This is a genomic window from Corallococcus sp. 4LFB (assembly GCF_046520365.1).
GTDB classification, from domain to species: Bacteria; Myxococcota; Myxococcia; order Myxococcales; family Myxococcaceae; genus Corallococcus; species Corallococcus caeni.
The window spans coordinates 1-2,653 of sequence record NZ_JBKGHJ010000777.1; the positions used below are offsets into that span (position 1 = coordinate 1).

The 2,653-nt window shown below is 72.3% G+C and carries 3 protein-coding genes and 1 pseudogene; 2 read left to right on the forward strand and 2 right to left on the reverse strand.

Going from position 1 to position 2,653, the window contains the following annotated elements; all coding sequences use genetic code 11:
* Positions 1–254, reverse strand: a pseudogene (locus ACLEQD_RS40965) (hypothetical protein); the annotation flags it as partial.
* Between the two features lie 106 nt (positions 255–360).
* Here ACLEQD_RS40965 and mazG point away from each other — a divergent pair.
* The gene (gene mazG / locus ACLEQD_RS40970) at positions 361–1,545 is read left to right on the forward strand and encodes a nucleoside triphosphate pyrophosphohydrolase (RefSeq protein WP_410391348.1); all 1,185 of its coding nucleotides are present in this window, start codon (positions 361–363) and stop codon (positions 1,543–1,545) included.
* A 162-nt stretch (positions 1,546–1,707) separates the two neighbouring features.
* A complete protein-coding gene (gene rpsT, locus ACLEQD_RS40975; protein ID WP_338282477.1) occupies positions 1,708–1,974 on the forward strand; it encodes a 30S ribosomal protein S20 in 267 nt (88 codons plus the stop codon).
* Positions 1,975–2,027: 53 nt separating this feature from the next.
* Here the strand turns inward: rpsT and lptE are convergent, their stop codons facing one another.
* On the reverse strand, positions 2,028–2,549 hold the full coding sequence (gene lptE, locus ACLEQD_RS40980; protein ID WP_410391349.1) for an LPS assembly lipoprotein LptE: 522 nt from the start codon (positions 2,547–2,549) through the stop codon (positions 2,028–2,030).
* Positions 2,550–2,653 lie beyond the last annotated feature (104 nt).

Sequence of the window (2,653 nt, forward strand, 5' to 3'; positions counted from 1 at the left end):
GACGGCGGCGGGGCGATGACGCGGCGCCGGTGGTGGGCGGGCTCGGGCTCCGGCTCCGGCTCCGGCTCGGCGACGTCCTCGGGGGCGGGTTCGTCCTGCGGATCATCCTCCGTGGCGCGGAAGACGCTGGGGTCCGGCTCCGGCTCGATGACCTTCTCCTCGATGCGCAGGAGCGGCTCCTGCGTCAACGCAGGGGCACGCGCGGGAACAAGCAGCACGAGGCTGCAACACAGGCCGAGGAACGAGCGGAGCATCCGGGCGTCCGATGATAGGCCACAGGGCGGACGATCCGAAATCATGTGGTGCCCGCCGCCCGTGCTACAGGAGCGCGCGGCGGGGGATTTGCTCGGGAGTGAATGAATGGCGGCGCCTGGAACAGAGCTGGAACGACTGGTGGAGATCATGCGGAGGCTCAGGGCCGAGGGCGGCTGCCCGTGGGACCGCGAGCAGGACCTGCGCTCGCTCCGTCCCTACCTGACCGAGGAGGCCTTCGAGGTCCTGGACGAGATGGACCGCGTCTCCGACGGCGGCCCCTGGCGGCCCCTGTGTGAAGAGCTGGGGGACCTGCTCTTCCAGATCGTCTTCCACGCGCAGCTGGCGGCGGAGCTGGGCGAGTTCACGATGGCGGACGTGTGCGCGGCGATCAGCGACAAGATCACCAGCCGCCACCCGCACGTGTTCGGGGATCAGCAGGTGAAGGGCGCCGAGCAGGTGCTGGCCAACTGGGCGCAGCTGAAGGCGGAGGAGCGCAAGAAGAAGACGGGGCGCGCGGGCTCCGTGCTGGACGGCGTGCCCACCGCGGCCCCGTCCCTGCTGCGCGCCGAGCGGCTCACGGAGAAGGCGAGCCGCATCGGCTTCGACTGGCCGGACCTGGCCGGGGTGCGCGGCAAGCTGGACGAGGAGCTGCGCGAACTGGACGAGGCCATCGCGTCGGGGGGCCGGGACGCCATCGAGCACGAGCTGGGGGACGTGCTGTTCTCGCTCGCGAACCTCGCCCGCTTCGTGAAGACGCCGGCGGAGGACGCGCTGCGCATGGCCACCCGCCGCTTCGTCAGCCGCTTCCAGTACATCGAGGCGAAGCTGCACGAGGAGCAGGTCCCCTTCGGCGGCGCCACGCTGGAGCACATGGAGCGCCACTGGCAGGCCGCGAAGGCCGTGGAGAAGGCGCTGCCCCCGCCGGCCCACCCGCCGCGCGCGTCCGTGGCCACCCTGCGCCTGGCCGTGCCGGACGTGGCGGCCCAGCGGGCCTTCTGGGACACCGTGGCCTCCTGGCTGGGCTGGGCCCCCACCCGTTCGCCGGAAGGCACGGCGGCCTACGCGGGCGCGGGGCTGGGGCTCGTCTTCACGCCGGGCGCCCAGGCCCCGGCCGGCTCCCCGGTGGCGCTCACCCTGGAGGCGCCCTCCCCGGCCGCCGTGGGCCGGCTCCTGGAGCTGTTCCGGGCCCACCACCCGGAGCGGCTGGTGGCGGGTTCCAGCTCCGCGGCGGGCTTCCAGTTCGCGGATCCGGCCGGGCTGCGGTGGGAATACGCCGCCCCGCCGGCTTGATGCCTCCTGCGCGTGGCCCCCGGGGGCATTCCGGGGGCCTCCCGGGCGTTCCGGAACGGGAAATCCTGATCGCGAACGCACGCGTGCCTTGACGCAACCAGGGCGTCGCAGTAAGGACGGCCACTCTTTTTTCCTTGCCTTGCCTTCCGCTGGAGCATTGCCTTGGCGAACACCAAGTCCGCAGAGAAGCGTCACCGCCAGTCCCTGAAGCGCCGTGCCCGGAACGTGAACGTCCGGACCACCGTGAAGGACGCCGTCAAGTCCGCCCGCGAGGCCATTGCCTCCAAGGACGGTACGAAGACGACGGACGCGCTGAAGGCGGCTTCCAAGACCCTCAACAAGGCGGCCAGCAAGGGCGTCCTCCACAAGCGCACCGCCGCGCGCCGCATCTCCCGGCTGGCGAAGGCCGCCGCCAAGGCGAAGGCCTAGTCAGTCAGTCGTCCCGTCGCACACCGCGCGTTGAGGACCGGGCTCCCCGGTCCTCACCAGGTGCTGGCCAGCCGGTCATACCCGTCGCGCATCAGCGTCTCCGCGAGGCGCGCCAGCGCGGCCTGACGGTTGGCCTCCGCTTCCAGGACGTTCCCGCGTCCCTGGAGGTAGTCCTCGGTCCCCGACACCACCGTCTCCCCGAGCAGTTGCCCCTCCTTCACGAGGCGCAGCCGCACCGTGGTGGAGACGCGGTAGTTGTTGCCGATGATGGTCGGGGACGCCCAGACGTTGAGCACCGCCCCTTCAATCGTGGACGAGCAGCCCGGAGCGCTGGCCAGCCGGCCCGCCTGGACGAGCTGCTGGCGCAGGTAGCGCGTGAAGAGGTTCTCCAGCGCGGGCTCCGGCGTCTCGTTGGCGAAGATGGGCGCGCACACCTGCCCGGAACCTTCCGGCAGCGCCGAGCCCCAGGGGATGAAGCGGTAGCCGCACCCGGCCCCCAGCATCGCCGCGGCCACCACGCCCCACCGGAACGCCGTCACCGCACCCGCCTGCACCGCGTTCCTTGAGGGCCGCATGGGCGCGCACCCTACCCGGCCGCGATCCTCCGTCAAGCGCCGGGGCCGGCCCGTGGAAGGCCGCGCATGCCTCCGGCGGCGTCTTCACCTGGGGCCGGCGAAGG